The following is a 16371-nucleotide window of genomic DNA, read 5'->3' as shown; positions in this document are numbered from 1 at the left end:
CGATCAACGGCACCGGCACGGTCACCGGCAATGGCGAGATCGATTTGACCGGCGCTGCGGTGCTGAGCGGCGGCATCCTGAACAACAACGCGGCGTTGAAGGTCAGCGGCACCGGCAACGCGCTGGACCACGAGACGATCACGAATGCGAGCACCGGCACGATCGAGGTGCTGACGAATGGCGCGCTGACGATCGACCAGGGCTCGACGGTCGCGAATGCCGGTAACGTCACGGTCGATGCCAACGGCAAGCTGACAGTTAACGGCGCGACGATCAGCGGTGGTACGATCAACGGTCTCGGCACGATCGATGTCACCGGCGCCAGCAAGATCGATCAATCGGCGACGCTGAGCACCACTGCCGTGACGGTCGAGAGCGGCGTCATCCTGACGCTGGATGACGTGATAGTTGCGGGCACCGCAATCGCCAATCATGGCACGGTCAAGGTCGATGCAGGCAGCAAGCTGACATTGAACGGTGCGAGCCTGACAGGCGGCGCGCTCACCGTTTCGGGCACGCTGAATTCGACCGGCACAACTGCGATTACCGACGCCAACATCTCGAACAACTATCTGATCGAGGCAACCCTGGGCGCGTTGACGCTGCTGGCGACGACCTCCGCAAGCTCGATCGCGAATGGCGGCATCCTCAGGGCCAATGGCGCCGAGCTCGACATCAACGGCGAAGCCATCGCAAACACCGGCACGCTGGCGGCGATCAATCATGGGACACTGAAGCTGATCGGGATGACGGTGACCGACACCGGCAGCGGTAGTGTCTCGGTCGAGTCCGGCTCGGCACTCGATCTTCAGGGCGCGACCATCGACGGCGGCACGGTGACGATTGCCGGTACGCTGGAATCGACCGGCACCAGCGCCATCGACAATGCCGACATTACCAACACCGGCACGATCACGGTCACCAGCGGTACGCTGACGATTGATCCCGCCACGCTTCACGCCATCACCAATCACAATCTCATTCAGGCGAAGGGCGGCGTGCTCGACGTCTCCGGTGAGGATATCTCCAACACTGCGGCTCTTGAGGCAGTCAACCACGGCACGCTGAAGCTGGCAAATCTCACCGTTAGCAACAGCAGTGCTGGGTCGATCACGGTCGACGGCACCTCGAAGCTCTATCTGACCGACGTTTCGATCAACGGCGGCAGCCTGAGCAATGCCGGCAATCTCTACAGCGCCGGCGTCGATACGGTCACGGGCAGCGTCACCAACACTGGCATCATCGAGGTCCAGAGCGGCATTCTCGACCTTGCGGGCGGCATCGCCGGTTCAGGCAAGGTAATCGTCGATGTTGGCGCGACGCTGGAGTTTTCGGGCGCGACCGGTTCGATCCACATCGTCAATTCCGGCTCCATCGTGGGCGCCGGTGGCAATGCGGCGATCCACATCCAGCAGGATACGACCGGTTCGGTGATCAACAATTCCGGCACCATCGGGCCGCCCGCCGCTTCGAGCGTGACCTCCGCGACCGACGCGATCATCGAGATCGGTGGCAGCCTCACGATCAACAACACCGGCCACATCAACGGCAATATCTCGGTCGCCAGCGCGACCTTCAATAACGAGTCCGGCGGCACCTGGACGGTCGCCGGCACGAGCGCCTTCGGCAATGCGTCGTCGATCGTCAATGACGGTGTCATCGATCTCCTCAACGGCGCCTCGATCTCCCTGGGTGGGCCTGGACTCGTCAATCACAGCCACATCGACAGCTGGGGCACGGCGTCGATCTCGGGCACCATCAGCAATACCGGCAGCATCGAGGTCCATGATGGCGAGCTGTCGCTGTTCGGCTTGCTGACCGGCACGGGCTCGGTCACCGTCGATGCCGGTGCGCTGCTGAAGCTCGAAGGCACGGTCGCGCAGACGATCAACCTCGCGGGCGACGGCGCCGCGGTTGAGATCGATACGGATACGTTCGGCGGATCGATCGCGGAGCTGTCGGCGAACGACACGATCGACCTGTCGACGATCAAATACGGGCTCGGCACCAGCGCGGTCTATGTTGCAAACTCCAATCCCGCGACCGGCGGCGTGCTGACGGTGACCGATGCGGACGGCAATCACATCAGCCTGAACCTGGCCGGCGCCGACTACAGCAATGCCCATTTCGCCGGGAGCGACGACGGCACTGGCCACACGCTGATCACGATGACCGATGACCACGCCCCGGCCTTCACCGCCGGCGGCGTGCTGGCGGGGGGCGTCTCCGAGCAGGCGGACGCCACCGGTGACTTCGCCACCTCCGATACCTCAACGCCTGCGACCGGCGCGATTGACTTCACCGACATCGACCTGACCGACCTGCCGTCGGCACAGATCACCGGCCAGGACGTGACCTCGCTTGGCGCCGATCACAGCACTAACCTCACCTCGTCGCTCTCGCTTGACGAGATCGCGGCGCTCAAGAGCGGGCTGACGCTTCTGCCGCAGGCCGGGCTGAACAATGGCATCGTCACCTGGAGCTATTCGATCGCCGACGGCGCGCTGGACTTCCTCGCCAAGGACCAGACCGCGAAGGTGGTTTCTACCATCACGAGCACGGACGATTACGGCGAGACCGCCACAACCGACGTCACGGTCACGATCACAGGCAAGAACGACGCGCCGACCTTGGCCGCGGTCACCACGGATCCGCTCGTCGATACCTCCATCGCCGACAGCTTCTCGGACGTCACGGGAATGCTGGTCGGAACCGACGCCGACCATGGAGAGACGGCGGGGCTGACCTATGCCGTTCTGAACGCGGATAGTCATGGGACGACGGCTGGCCTGTACGGCTCGCTGACGGTCAACGCGAACGGCACCTACACCTACGTTCCCGATGCGGCTTCGATCAACGCGCTTTCGGAAGGCCCTTGTTCGGACGTCTTCACGATTCAGACCACGGACGCGCAAGGTGCTGTCGGCACGGCATCATTCACGGTTGCCGTAACAGGCGCCAACGACGCTCCGGTGTTGACCGATGGTAGCATCGGGCAGCTCACCGATACGTGCGCAGCGGATAATTTCTCTGACCTCACCGGACAGGTGGTCGGGACCGATGCCGACTCCGGCGATACGCTGACCTACACCTTGCTGAACGCAGATCACCAGGCAGTCGGAGAGGTCACGGGTCACTATGGCGCGCTGGCGCTCAACACGAACGGCACCTACACCTACGTTCCCGATGCGGCTTCGATTAACGCGCTGCCGGGCTGCTTGCACTATTCCGACAGTTTCACGGTCCAGGTCACGGATGCACATGGCGCCGCCTCCACGGCGATATACACGGTGGACCTGACGGGCGCCAACGACGTGCCAACGCTGTCCGCTCTCAACCTCGGCAAGCTTACGGACACGGCGGCGACCGACACCTTCTCCAATCTCACCGGAAATCTCGCGGGCACCGACGCCGATGCCGACGAGACGGTGACGCTGACCTATTCTGTCCAGAATGCGGATAGTTGCGGGACGGCTCCAGGACACTACGGCGCGCTGACGGTCCACTCTGACGGCAGCTACACCTACGTTCCCGACGCGGCTGCGATCAACGCGTTGCAAGAAGGGCCCTTCGCGGATACGTTTACGGTCCAGACGACGGACGCGCATGGCGCGACCGGCACTGCGACACTCACGGTGGACGTGGACGGCGCGAACGATGCGCCGGTAATGGACGTCAACCAGATCAGCCTCACGCATGACGACGCTCAAGTCACTGTGCACGGTATCTCGGCCACCGACTCCGATGCGGCTGCCAATGAAACCTTCACGCTCGTTGCCTCCGGCTCGGGTAGCAATTTGAGTCCGGCGTCGACGTCCGATACCTTGGCGCATATCAATTCCGCGCTGCAGACCGTGACCTACACTGATGCAAGTGAAGGTGCGGCCATACAGACGGTCACGCTCACCGTGGCCGACAGTCACAACGCAAGCAAGACGGTTAGCCTGCTCTTTGGCACGGCCGGGCAAGATGACTTCATCGGGACAGGCCATCAGGACCAGTTCGTGTTCGCCGCCAGTTCCAACAACGATACGATCACCAATTTCACGCCCGGTCAGGACCATATCGACTTGTCGGCAGTCGTGACCGCCAGCGATTTTGGGGCATGGATGGCGCAGCACGTGGCGGCTTCGCCGACCAATTCCGCTGACACCCTGGTCACGATCAACGCTTCGGACACCATCCTTCTGAAGGGTGTCGCCCACCTCCAGGCGAGCGACTTCATCGTCCATGCCTGATTGCTGCATGATGGGCCGCGATCGTCGGCAGGCCCGATCCACGCTGCCGTTCACCGCCAAAGCGTGATATCCAGCCACCATGAAACGTCTCAAGATCCTGCGGCGGTGGTTTGCGCGCAAGTTCGGGTTTGCGCGGCTGATGTGCCTTGCGCTGCTGGTCGTATTTGCCGGCGCTCGGCTCTGGGATCCGCCTCCGATCCAGGAACTGCGGCTGCGCACGTTCGACATGTTTCAATTGATCGATCCGCGCCACAAGACGGCGCGGCCGGTCACCATCGTCGACATCGACGACAAGAGCCTCGCCAAGCTCGGCCAGTGGCCGTGGCCGCGGACGCGGATCGCCGACATGATCCAGAACCTCACCAATCACGGCGCGGTGGCGATCGGCTTCGACGTCGTGTTCTCGGAGGCCGACCGGCTCAACCCGGATCTGGTCGCGAGCCAGATGCGCTACCTGGACGACGCCACCCGCGCCAAGCTGCGCGAGCTGCCGAGCAACGACCAGATCCTCTCCGAAGCGATCAAGCGCTCGCGCGTGATCCTGGGCGAGACTGGGCAGCGGGCGATTTCGTCCGAGGTCGACAAGTCGCTGCCCTTCACCGGCGTCGCGACGGTCGGCGAGGAGGGCGCTGAGCGCTTCCTATTCGAATTTCCCGGGCTGTTGCGCAACGTGCCCGAGATCGAGAAGGTCGCGGCCGGCCGCGGCCTGTTCTCGATCAAGACCGAGCGCGACGGCCTGATCCGGCGCGTGCCGATGATCATGCGCGCCCAGGGCATGGTCATGCCTTCGCTGAGCCTCGAGATTTTGCGCGTCGTCACGGGCACGCCGACCTTGCTGGTTCGGACCGACAAGACCGGCGTGCGGGCCGTGCGTCTCAAGGGCGTGGAGATCCCAACCGACAGGAACGGTCAGCTCTGGGTGCATTACGCGCGCCAGGATCCCTCGATCTACGTCTCGGCCGCCGACGTGCTCGACAATACGGTGCCGCCTAACAAGATCGCCGGCAAGCTGGTGCTGATCGGCACCTCGGCGGTTGGGCTCAACGACATCAAGACCACGCCGGTGTCCTCGACCATGCCCGGCGTCGAGATCCACGCCCAGGTGCTGGAGAGCGTGCTGAGCGGCGCGGTGATCTCCCAGCCGAACTATGCGCTCGGCGTCGAGCTGCTCGCCGCGCTCGTCATCGGCTTGCTCGTCATCATCTTCACGCCGAACCTCGGACCAGTTCGCCTCGTGCTTGCCGGCGCGACCTTCGCCGCTATCCTGATCGGAGTGTCCTGGTTCTTCTATGCGCAGCACCGCTATCTCATCGACTTCACTTATCCGCTGCTCTCGACCACCGCGATCTATCTGACGCTAATCTTCGCCAGCTTCGTGCGCGAGCAGCGCCAGCGCGTGCAGATCCGCGGCATGTTCGCGCAATACATGTCGCCGGTGCTGGTCGAGCAACTCGCGCAGTCACCGGAAAAACTCGTCCTCGGCGGCGAGGAGCGCGAAATGACGATCATGTTCTCCGACGTGCGCGGCTTCACCACCATATCGGAAACCTACAAGCACGATCCGCAGGGCCTGATCGCGCTGATGAACCGCTTCCTGACTCCGCTGACCGACGTGATCATCGATCAGAAGGGCTATATCGACAAATATATGGGCGACGCCATCATGGCGTTCTGGAATGCGCCGCTCGACGATGCCGAGCACGAGGTCAACGCCTGTGAGGCCGCGATCCAGATGTTGGAGAAGATCGACGCGGTGAACAAGGACCGCGAGCAGGAGGCCATTGATGGCGGTCACGTCTACATCCCGCTCAATGTCGGTATCGGTCTCAACACCGGCATCGGCGTCGTCGGCAACATGGGATCCGACCTGAAGAAGAACTATTCGGTGCTCGGCGACAGCGTCAACCTGGCCTCGCGCCTGGAAGGCCAGTCGAAGGAATACGGCTTTCCCATTATCGTTGGCTCGCGCACCGCGCTCGCGGCCAAGGACAAGTTCGCGATCCTCGAACTCGACTTCATCATGGTCAAGGGCAAGACCGAGCCGGAGGTGATCTATGCCATCGCCGGCCGCGAGGATGTGATGCTTTCAGGCGCCTTCCAGCGCCTGCGCAACGTCACCATCGAAATGCTCGCCTGCTATCGCAGCCGCGACTGGCAGGGCGCGCTGGACGCGATCGACCGCGGCCGCAGGAGCGAGGATGCCGACACGCTGGAAAAGCTGTTCAAGCTCTATGAAGTGCGCATCAAGGAATTCCAGGTCAATCCACCGCCGGAAGGTTGGACCGGGGCCTATGCGCTGCTGACGAAATAAGGGAGGCGCTTGCTAGCGGCTAAACCCTCGGTGTCGTCCCGGCGCAGGCCGGGACCCATACTCCGCAGCAGAAGCTGTACGCCAGATCGGAGTTGGCTGTCGTTGCCGAATTCAACTCGGTGGTTATGGGTCCCGGCTACGCCGGGACGACAGCGGTGTTCGACGCCGCAGGCCGTCGCCTTAATAAGAGGTGTCGTCCTGGCTTTCGCCAGGACGACAGTGGTGTTTGCGGAAGCGGGGTGCCGACCTTGAGCCTCACTCCGCCCCGATCGTCGTGAGATCCTGGAACCAGTGCTGCGCCTGCACGAACTGCTTGACCTTGGGCGACAGCGCATGCGGGTTGGTGTCGTGCACCACCCATACCAGCGTGGCGTCGTCGACGATCAGCGCGTGCGCCTGCGCCAGCAACTCGTCCTGCTTGGCGCTGTCGAAGGTCTGCTTGGCCTCGTCGATCAGCGCGTCGGCCTTCGGGTTTTTGTAGCCGCCCCAGTTGACGCCGACCGGCGCGATCTGGCTCGAATGGAAGAAGCGGACGATGGCGTAGAGCGGGTCAGAGGTGACATAGGCGATGTTGTTGGCGGTGATGCCGGCGTTCATCTCGTCGGCCGCGCCCTTGCGCCAATGCGTATAGAGTGTCTCGAGCTCGACGACCTTGAAATCGATGTCGATGCCGGTCTCCTTGAAGCTCTGCTGCAAAAATTCGTTCATCGGCAGCGACAGCATCTGGCCGGTGCCGCCCTGTGCGATGATGAAGGTCGCTTTCAGCGGCTTCGCCTTGGAGTAGCCGGCTTCCTCGACCAGCTTCTTGGCGGCTGCGACATCGTATTTCAGCTCGAAGCTCGGCTTGCCGAACCAGGGGCTCGACGGATCGACCTGTCCCTTGGCGGGTTTCGCAAGGCCATTCATCAGGCCCACCACGGCTTCACGATCGATCGCGAGGTTCAGCGCCTTGCGCAGGCGGATGTCGGTCCAGGGCGAACCCGGCAGCACGCTCAGATGATAATTCCAGACATGCGGCGTAACGTTGTCGACGAGCTTCATGCCGGCGGCCTTGAGCTGCGGCACGGCATCCGGCGCCGGCGTCTCGATCAGATCGACCTGCCCGGCCAGCAGCGCATTGGTGCGCGTCAGCGCTTCCGGCATCGGCACCAGCACGAGCTTGTCGACCTTGGGAATACGCTTCTTGTTCCAATAATCCGGATTCTTCGTGAGCTCGGCGAGTTCGCGCGGCACCAGTTTTGTCAGTTTGAACGGGCCGGTCCCCGAAGGCTGGCTCGCGAACTTGTCCCAGTCCTTACCGAGCTTCTCGTATTGCGCCGGGCTGGAGACCAGGAACCACAGCATCTGATAGGGAAAGAAGGAATCGACCGTCTTGGTGGTGATCTCCACCGTGAAGTCGTCGATCTTGGCGTAGCTCGCGACCGAAGGCAGGCGGGTCTTGACCTGCGCACTCTGGCGCTTGTCGAATTGCGGCGCCTTGTCATTGAGCACCTTGTCCAGATTCCAGATCACGGCGTCGGCATCGAACTCGCTGCCATCGTGAAACTTCACGCCCTTGCGCAAGGTGAAGCGCCATTTGGTCTTGTTCTCGGCATCGACCCTCCACTCGGTGGCCAATCCGGGCACCAGCTTTCCCGGCCGGTCGGCGACGTCCATCTCCCACGCCACGAGCGGATCGTAGATGGTGTAGGCCGTGAACTGATAGGCGCCCGCGCCGCGATCGGGCTGGCCGGTCGTCAGCGGGATGTCCGCCATCGAGATGCCGTAGCGCAGCACCGTTTCGGCGCCCGCCGGAATCGCGGACAACGCCAGTGCAAGCACGGCGAAACAGGTCGATAGTCGGATACGCATGGGCCAAAGCTCCAAGGAAGAATTCAAGGACAATCGGAGCCAAACCTGCAATCTTGATGCCAGAATAGGCAGCGAGGTGCTTTCGCCGACGTGTCATCACAAGGACTTGTCGTCGCAGGGGCAATTTGCAGAATAAGTTTCCCCATTGGCATAGGCATTGCATACGATTGCATCAAAATTAGTCATCGAAGCCGGAAAAGGATTGAGTCAATGTTGATCAAGAAAAACAAGACCCGCGCGGCGCTGATCGCGTTGCTGGCGCTCAGTAGCGCGGCTGCGTGGCCGCGCGCGGCCACTGCCGAAACCGTGCTGCGCATCGCCATGACGGCTGCCGATATTCCGCGCACGCTGGGCCAGCCCGATCAGGGCTTTGAAGGCAACCGCTTCACCGGCCTCACCATGTATGACGCGCTCACCGGCTGGGACCTTTCCTCGGCCGACAAGGCGAGCGTGGTGATCCCCGGCCTTGCTACCGAGTGGAAGGTCGACGATGCCGACAAGACCAAATGGACTTTCAAGCTGCGGCCGGGCGTCACCTTCCATGACGGCTCGCCGTTCAATGCGGACGCCGTGGTGTGGAATGTCGAGAAGGTGCTGAAGCAGGACGCGCCGCAATTCGACGCCAGCCAGGTCGGTGTCACGGCCTCGCGCATGCCGACGCTGGCATCAGCGAAGAAGGTCGACGACATGACGGTCGAGCTCACCACCAAGGAGCCCGACAGCTTCCTGCCGATCAACCTCACCAATCTCTTCATGGCGAGCCCGGCGAAGTGGCAGGCCTTCTACGACAAGGCGGAGGGCGCCGACGCCAAGGCCAAGTCGCAGGCCGCATGGACCGCGTTTGCCAAGGACGCCGCGGGCACCGGCCCGTGGAAGATGGCGGGCTTCACCCCGCGCGAGCGGCTGGAGCTGGTCAAGAATGCGAGCTACTGGAACAAGGACCGCGTGCCCAAGGTCGACAAGATGGTGCTGTTGCCGATGCCGGAGGCCAACGCGCGCACCGCGGCGCTGCTTTCCGGGCAGGTCGATTGGGTCGAGGCGCCGGCGCCGGACGCGTTGCCCGAGCTCAAGCAGCGCGGCTTCAAGCTCTACGCCAACGAGCAGCCGCACGTCTGGCCGTGGCAGTTCTCGCGCGTCGAGGGCTCGCCCTGGAACGACATCCGCGTGCGCAAGGCCGCGAACCTCTGCGTCGATCGCGAAGGCCTCAAGGACGGCCTGCTCGCGGGGCTGATGGTGCCCGCGACCGGCACGTTCGAGGTCGGCCATCCCTGGCGCGGCAGACCGACCTTCGAGATCAAGTACGACAAGGCTGCTGCACAGAAGCTGATGCAGGAGGCCGGATTCGGCCCGAACAAGAAGCTGACGGTGAAGACCCAGACGTCTGCGTCCGGCTCGGGCCAGATGCAGCCGTTGCCGATGAACGAATATATCCAGCAGGCGCTGGCCGAATGCTATTTCGACGTGCAGCTCGATGTCATCGAGTGGAATACGCTGTTCACCAACTGGCGCCGCGGCGCCAAGGATCCCAGTGCCAACGGCTCGAACGCGACCAACGTCACCTATGCGGCGATGGACCCGTTCTTCGCGCTGGTGCGCTTCCTGCAATCGGGCATGGCGCCGCCGGTCTCGAACAATTGGGGTTTCATCAACAATCCCAAATTCGACGAGCTGGTGAAGAAGGCGCGGCAGACCTTCGATCCCGCCGCGCGTGACGCCGCGCTCGCCGAACTGCACGCGGCCTCCGTCGATGACGCGGCCTTCCTCTATGTCGCCCACGACGTCGGTCCCCGCGCCATCAGCCCGAAGGTGACAGGCGTCTTGCAGCCAAAGAGCTGGTTCATCGACTTCTCACTGGTGTCGATGCAATAGTTCCCGCCTCATACGCAGTGCACCCTCTCCCCTTGCGGGAGAGGGTGGCTTCGCGCAAGCGAAGCCGGGTGAGGGATCTCTTTCCGCGGATGACCCTCTCTCTTTTTCGTTAACACTGCATCCGGGGTTAGAGCCCTCATCCGGCGCTTTGCGCCACCTTCTCCCACAAGGGGAGAAGGGAAGAAAAGAAACAACGTGCTCGCCTATATCGCCAGACGCATCGTCTACGTCATCCCGATCGTCATCAGCGTCGCGCTGGTGTGTTTTCTGCTCGTGCACATCACGCCGGGCGATCCGCTCGTCGCGGTGCTCCCCGCAGACGCCTCGCAGGAGCTCGCCGCGCAGCTCCGGACAGCCTATGGTTTCGACCGCCCGCTGCCGGTGCAGTTCGGGCTTTGGCTGCTCCGCGCGCTTCATGGCGATCTCGGCAATTCCATCGCCACGGGCCGCCCGGTGCTCGCCGAGGTCATGCGCGCGGTCAGCAACACGGTCACGCTGGCGATTGCGGCGGCGATCATCGGCTTCACCATGGGCATCCTGCTCGGCCTGATCGCCGGCTATTTCCGCGAGACCTGGATCGACAAGCTGGCGACCTCCTTTGCCATCGCCGGCGTTTCGGTGCCGCATTACTGGCTTGGCATGGTGCTCGTCATCATCTTCTCGGTCCAGCTGAACTGGCTGCCCGCTGTCGGCGCCGGACCCGGCGGCTCGGCCGCCTGGGCCTGGGACTGGGCGCATTTGCAATATCTCGTGCTGCCAGCGATCACGACCTCGGTGATCCCGATGGGCATCGTCACTCGCACGGTGCGCGCGCTGACCGGCGACATTCTCAGCCAGGACTTCGTCGAGGCGCTGCGTGCAAAAGGCCTGCATGAGCGCGGCGTGTTCCGCCACGTCATCAAGAACGCCGCCCCCACCGCGCTCGCGGTGATGGGACTTCAGCTCGGTTACATGCTCGGCGGCTCGATCCTGATCGAGACGGTGTTCTCCTGGCCGGGCTCGGGCTTCCTGCTCAACTCCGCGATTTTCCAGCGCGACCTGCCGCTGCTGCAGGGCACGATCCTGATCCTGGCGCTGTTCTTCGTCTTCCTCAATCTGATGGTCGACATCGCGCAAGCCGCGATCGACCCGCGCATCAAACGGGGTTAGCGATGAGCGAGCTTCCGTTGTCCGTCACCAGCGATACGGCGCTTCAGTCCGCGCCCGCGACCAAGGCGCGCGGCTATTGGGCGACCGTCGGCCGTCGTATCTGGCGTGACAAGGTCAGCATGGTCTGCGCGCTGGTGCTGCTGCTGATCTTTCTCTCCGCGATCGTTGCGCCGTGGCTCGGTCTGGAAGATCCCTACAAGGGCTCGATGATCCGCCGCCTTCGGCACATTGGCACATCCGGCTACCCGCTCGGCACCGACGAACTCGGCCGCGACATGCTGGCGCGGCTGATCTATGGCGGCCGGTTGTCGCTTCTCATCGGCATTTTGCCTGTGATCCTCGCCTTCTGCATCGGCACCTCGCTCGGCCTCGTTGCCGGCTATGTCGGCGGCAAGCTCAACACCGCGATCATGCGCACGATCGACGTGTTCTACGCGTTTCCGTCCGTGCTGCTGGCGATCGCGATCTCGGGCGCGCTGGGCGCGGGCATCCTCAATTCCATCGTGTCGTTGACCGTCGTGTTCGTGCCGCAGATCACCCGCGTTGCCGAAAGCGTCACGACGGGGGTGCGCAACATGGACTTCGTCGACGCCGCGCGCGCCTCGGGCGCGGGACCGTTCACCATCATGCGCGTTCATATCCTCGGCAATGTGCTCGGTTCGATCTTCGTCTACGCGACCAGCCTGATCTCGGTCTCGATGATCCTCGCGGCAGGCCTGTCGTTCCTCGGCCTCGGCACCAAACCGCCGGAGCCGGAATGGGGCCTGATGTTGAATACCTTGCGGACCGCGATCTATGTCAACCCCTGGGTCGCCGCGCTCCCCGGTGCAATGATCTTCGCGGTCTCGATCTGCTTCAACCTGCTCTCGGACGGCCTGCGCAGCGCCATGGACATCAGGAACTAGCCATGAGCGAAACCAACCTCTCCGTCGCAATGCTGGAGCCGATCGAAGACCTCGGCGGCGTCGCCCAGCCGCTGCTCCAGGTCAACGGCCTCACCAAGCATTTCCCGGTTCGTGGCGGCCTGTTCGCCGCAAAGCGCACCGTGCGGGCGGTCGATAATGTCTCGTTCACCGTCGCCAAGGGCGAGACCGTCGGCATCGTCGGCGAGTCCGGTTGCGGCAAGTCGACCACCGCGCGGCTGCTCATGCATCTGATGCCGCGCGACACCGGTGACATCATCTATGACGGCATGAGCGTCGGCCAGTCGCTCTCCTTGCGCGAGCTGCGCCGCGGCATGCAGATGGTGTTCCAGGATTCCTACGCTTCGCTCAACCCGCGCCTGACCATCGAGGACTCGATCGCCTTCGGCCCAAAGGTGCACGGCATGGCCGACGGCGCCGCGCGCGCGCTGGCGCGCGAGCTGCTGGGCAAAGTGGGCCTGGTTCCTGCAAACTTTGCCAACCGCTACCCGCATGAGATCTCCGGCGGCCAGCGCCAGCGCGTCAACATCGCGCGTGCGCTGGCCCTGTCGCCGCGGCTGGTGATTCTCGACGAAGCCGTCTCCGCGCTCGACAAGTCGGTCGAGGCGCAGGTGCTCAATTTGCTTGCCGATCTCAAGAGTGAGTTCGGCCTGACCTATCTCTTCATCAGTCACGACCTCAACGTCGTGCGCTATATCAGCGATCGCGTGCTGGTGATGTATCTCGGCGAGGTCGTCGAGCTCGGCCCGGTCGACCAGGTCTGGGACCAACCGGCGCATCCCTATACGCGCGCACTTCTTGCCGCGATGCCGTCCTCGGATCCGGACCGCCGCACCGAGACGCCGCCGATCACGGGCGATCCGCCCAATCCGATCGATCCACCCTCGGGCTGCCGCTTCCACACCCGTTGCCCGTTTGCGGAGCCGCTCTGCGCAAATGCGACACCAAAACTCACCGCGCTCGATAGAATGGGCCACGAGGCCGCGTGCTACATGGCGATCCCGGGTTCAGGCCATCGCCGCGCGCCGAAGGAGGAAACCGCATGAGACCGACGACAAAAGAGATCAAGGCGACGGCACAGGTCGCCGGCGTTCCCGTCGACGACGAGATCGCGACGCGCATCTCCAATTCCATCGGACCGGCCTTCGAGGGCTTTGCGGCCATTGCCGGCACGTTGCCGTTCGATCTCGAGCCCGCGCTTTATCCGATCGCGCAGACTGCCAAGGTCTCGAAATGAGCACCGAGCCCGCATTGATGACGCTCACCGAGGTCGCGCGCGCGATCGCGATGAAGCAGGTGTCCTCGCATGAGGTGACGCGTGCGCTGCTGCATCGCATCGCGCAGTGGCAGCCGCACCTCAACGCCTTCATGTCGATCGAGGCAGAGGCAGCGCTGAAGGCCGCCGATGCCGCCGACGCCGAACTCGCCAAGGGGGAAGTCCGCGGTCCGCTGCACGGTGTGCCGCTCGCGCACAAGGATATGTATTACGACGCAGGTCACGTCGCGACCTGCGGCTCGTTGATCCGCCGCGACTTCGTTCCGACAGTGACCTCCACCGCCTTGCAGAGGCTGAAGGACGCCGGCCAGGTTCGCCTCGGCACGTTGCATCTCGCCGAATTCGCCTATGGCCCGACTGGCCATAACGCCCATTACGGCCCGGTTCGCAATCCCTGGAACGCTGCGCACATCACCGGCGGCTCGTCGTCGGGCTCGGGCTCGGCGGTCGCGGCGCGACTGACCTATGCGGCGCTCGGCTCCGACACCGGCGGCTCGATCCGCATGCCCGCACATTTCTGCGGCGTCACGGGATTGAAGACCACCGTCGGCCGGGTCAGCCGCGCCGGCGCGATGCCGCTGTCGCAGTCGCTCGACACGGTCGGCCCGCTCGCCCGCACCGCCGAGGATTGCGCGCTGCTGCTGGCGCTGATGGCCGGCCCTGATCCTGAGGATTCGACCTGCAGTCATGAGCCGCTGTCTGACTATGTCGGCGCGACCAAGGGCTCGCTGAAGGGCCTCAAGGTCGGCGTCCCCTCGTCCTTCTATGTCGATGATCTCGACGGCGAGGTCGCGCGCGTGCTGGACGAGACCGTTGCGGTGCTCAAGCGTGAGGGCGCCGACATCGTCACGGTCGAGCTGCCCGATCAGCGGCAATTGTCCTCGGCAAGCCAGCTCGTGCTCGCAGCCGAAGCCGCCGCCTTCCACAAGCGCTGGATGATTGAGCGGCCGCAGGATTATGGTCCGCAGGTGTTGATGCGGCTCCAGAACGGCCTCGCGGTCCCCGCCATCACCTATCTCGAGGCGATGCGCTGGCGCGGACCTGCGCTCGCCGCGCACAACGCTGCCACATCGGGCGTCGACGCGATGATCGCGCCGGCGTCCCCCGTGCCGGCGCCAACGATCGAGGAGAGCGACGTTGGCGGCGGGCCGAATGCGCCGGCGCTGTTGCAGCGGCTGACGCTGTTCACCCGTCCGGTGAATTACCTCGGCCTGCCGTCGCTCACGGTGCCCTCGGGCTTCACCAAAAGCGGTCTTCCGATCGGCATGCAGCTGATCGGCCGCTCGTTCGATGAAGCGACCTTGCTCACCATCGGCGCCGCGTTCCAGCGCGCCACCGACTACCACGAAAGGCTGCCGAAACTTCCGTCATGACAAAGCTCGTCGAGATCTCAGGCCTTAACATCCGCTTCACCGGGGAGCGCACGGTCTATGCCGTGAACGATCTCAGTCTCTCGCTCGGCGACGGCGAGGTGCTGGGCCTGCTCGGAGAGTCCGGCTCGGGCAAGAGCGTGACCTTGCGCGCGCTGATGCGCCTGTTGCCGAAGAAGCGCACGCAGATCACGGGCAAGGTCAACGTCATGGGCCGCGACGTGCTCGCCATGAACGACGAGCAGCTGTCGTCGTTCCGCGGCCAAACCGTGTCGATGATCTTTCAGGAGCCGGCGCTGGCGCTCGATCCGGTCTACACCATCGGCGCGCAGATCGCCGAAAGCGTGGTGCGTCACGAAGGCAAGTCGTATGCGGAGGGCAGGGCGCGCGCACTCGAAATGCTCGAGGTCGTGCGCATTCCTTCCGCAAAACGGCGGCTCGATGCCTATCCGCATGAGATGTCCGGCGGCATGCGTCAGCGCGCGATGATCGCGCTGGCGCTCGCGTGTCGTCCCAAGATATTGCTCGCGGACGAGCCGACCACGGCGCTCGATGCCACCGTGCAGATCCAGATCCTGCTGCTGTTGCGCGAGCTGCAGCGCGAGTTCGGCATGTCCGTCATCTTCGTCACCCATGACATCGGGGTCGCCATCGAGATCTGCGACCGGGTCGCGGTGATGTATGCCGGCCAGATCGTGGAGCAGGGCACGCTTCGCGACATCGTCCGCTCGCCGGTGCATCCCTACGCCAGGGGCCTGCTCGCCTCGACCGTCCACGGGGCCAAGCGGGGACAGCGGCTCGAGACCATCCCCGGCACCCCGCCGTCGCTGGGCGAGCGGCCGCACAACTGCTCCTTTGCGCCCCGCTGCGCCGCTGCCCAGCCGCGCTGCCTGGAGCAATTGCCTGGGAATGTGGAGGTCGGGCCGGGCCGGGCAGCACGGTGCGTGCTGGCGGAGCCGGTCACCGCGCTGTCATGATATTTGGACCGCCAGCGGGGAACGGGGGAACAGCATTCAGACCTCGTTCATCCCGGTTCCGCTTCCATGGAACCGTTCACGGAGAGGGACCTCATTTATGTACATTTCGAATGAAGGCTTGCTTGTCATCCTGTTCGTCGGCCTCGTCGCTGGTTGGCTGGCCGGCAAGGTGGTGCGCGGAACCGGGTTCGGCATCATCGGCGATATCGTGGTCGGCATCGCCGGCGCGCTGGTGGCAAGCTTCCTGTTTCCGAAGCTCGGCATTCACATCGGCACCGGGCTGATATCGGAGATCATCTATTCCGCCATCGGCGCGGTCATCCTGCTGCTGGTGGTGCGGCTGGTCCGCGGCGGCGGCCGGTTCTAATGGCGCCCGGGTTCAATTGATCGAACTTTTGACCTCTCCC

11 protein-coding genes are annotated in these 16371 nt (G+C 63.9%); 10 read left to right on the top strand and 1 reads right to left on the bottom strand.

The genetic code is table 11. The annotated features are described in order from the left end of the window. Positions 1-4238, top strand: a 4238-nt coding sequence (locus tag IVB13_RS29700) for a VCBS domain-containing protein (RefSeq protein WP_247491043.1), incomplete at its 5' end; no start/stop codon positions are given. Between the two features lie 79 nt (positions 4239-4317). Beyond that, positions 4318-6549, top strand: a complete 2232-nt coding sequence (locus IVB13_RS29695) for an adenylate/guanylate cyclase domain-containing protein (protein ID WP_018457599.1) — start codon at positions 4318-4320, stop codon at positions 6547-6549. 255 nt (positions 6550-6804) lie between these two features. On the opposite strand, the gene IVB13_RS29690 is transcribed toward IVB13_RS29695, so the two are convergent. After that, positions 6805-8400, bottom strand: coding sequence for an ABC transporter substrate-binding protein (locus IVB13_RS29690; RefSeq protein ID WP_018457598.1), 1596 nt, complete (start codon positions 8398-8400; stop codon positions 6805-6807). 210 nt (positions 8401-8610) lie between these two features. Here IVB13_RS29690 and IVB13_RS29685 point away from each other — a divergent pair, with 210 nt between their 5' ends. From IVB13_RS29685 to IVB13_RS29650, 8 genes are all read left to right on the top strand, one after another. Continuing rightward, on the top strand, positions 8611-10269 hold the full coding sequence (locus IVB13_RS29685; protein ID WP_247491041.1) for an ABC transporter substrate-binding protein: 1659 nt from the start codon (positions 8611-8613) through the stop codon (positions 10267-10269). A gap of 195 nt (positions 10270-10464) precedes the next feature. After that, complete coding sequence (locus IVB13_RS29680) at positions 10465-11418, top strand: ABC transporter permease (protein ID WP_085349306.1); 954 nt, start codon at positions 10465-10467, stop codon at positions 11416-11418. Between the two features lie 2 nt (positions 11419-11420). Then, positions 11421-12323, top strand: a complete 903-nt coding sequence (locus IVB13_RS29675) for an ABC transporter permease (protein WP_018457595.1) — start codon at positions 11421-11423, stop codon at positions 12321-12323. 2 nt (positions 12324-12325) lie between these two features. After that, positions 12326-13387 carry an ABC transporter ATP-binding protein gene (locus IVB13_RS29670; RefSeq protein WP_018457594.1) on the top strand — a complete coding sequence of 354 codons (1062 nt, stop codon included), beginning with the start codon at positions 12326-12328 and terminating at the stop codon, positions 13385-13387. Beyond that, positions 13384-13578 carry a hypothetical protein gene (locus IVB13_RS29665; protein WP_018457593.1) on the top strand — a complete coding sequence of 65 codons (195 nt, stop codon included), beginning with the start codon at positions 13384-13386 and terminating at the stop codon, positions 13576-13578. The genes IVB13_RS29670 and IVB13_RS29665 overlap by 4 nt, the downstream gene beginning before the upstream one ends. Continuing rightward, entirely contained in the window at positions 13575-14990 is a 1416-nt protein-coding gene (locus IVB13_RS29660; protein ID WP_018457592.1) for an Asp-tRNA(Asn)/Glu-tRNA(Gln) amidotransferase GatCAB subunit A, read from the top strand. The genes IVB13_RS29665 and IVB13_RS29660 overlap by 4 nt, the downstream gene beginning before the upstream one ends. Beyond that, positions 14987-15964, top strand: coding sequence for an ABC transporter ATP-binding protein (locus IVB13_RS29655; RefSeq protein WP_018457591.1), 978 nt, complete (start codon positions 14987-14989; stop codon positions 15962-15964). The genes IVB13_RS29660 and IVB13_RS29655 overlap by 4 nt, the downstream gene beginning before the upstream one ends. 97 nt (positions 15965-16061) lie before the next feature. Next, on the top strand, positions 16062-16331 hold the full coding sequence (locus IVB13_RS29650; RefSeq protein ID WP_007605178.1) for a GlsB/YeaQ/YmgE family stress response membrane protein: 270 nt from the start codon (positions 16062-16064) through the stop codon (positions 16329-16331). Positions 16332-16371 lie beyond the last annotated feature (40 nt).

This window comes from Bradyrhizobium sp. 17, assembly GCF_023073515.1.
Taxonomy (GTDB): Bacteria; Pseudomonadota; Alphaproteobacteria; order Rhizobiales; family Xanthobacteraceae; genus Bradyrhizobium; species Bradyrhizobium canariense_D.
This window is presented reverse-complemented; position numbering and strand designations above follow the sequence as displayed.